The sequence below is a fragment of the Sphingobium sp. LSP13-1-1.1 genome, from assembly GCF_040676415.1.
Taxonomy (GTDB): Bacteria; Pseudomonadota; Alphaproteobacteria; order Sphingomonadales; family Sphingomonadaceae; genus Sphingobium.
The window spans coordinates 1-311 of the sequence record NZ_JBEGHU010000080.1; the positions used below are offsets into that span (position 1 = coordinate 1).

At 53.7% G+C, this 311-nt stretch carries 1 protein-coding gene; it reads left to right on the forward strand.

All coding sequences use genetic code 11. From position 1 onward, the window contains the following. A partial coding sequence (locus tag MRBLSP13_RS22505) for a hypothetical protein (RefSeq protein ID WP_363756565.1) occupies positions 1-311 on the forward strand: 311 nt, incomplete at both ends.

Genomic DNA, 311 nt, shown 5'->3' on the forward strand with positions numbered 1-311 from the left:
CAGATTTACAGCGGCAAGTCTGCCGGTGTGCCAATGATTACACTCGGCGCAGATGGTAGGGTCAGTGCCAACAGCAACATAGAAACTGCTGGTAGCTTAGTCATCCGCAACGGCTCTCCAACGATCTACCTGCAAGACACTGACGGTCGCTCTGGTATGATCCACCAGAACGGCAACATCATGCATTTTCTGCGCGGTTCTGGCACGGATAGCAGCGGTTGGACTTCGACCGGCAATGGCTGGCCGCTAACGATCAACATGGAAAATAACGATGCGACGTTTGGTGGCCGCATCTACACACTTGGCAATGG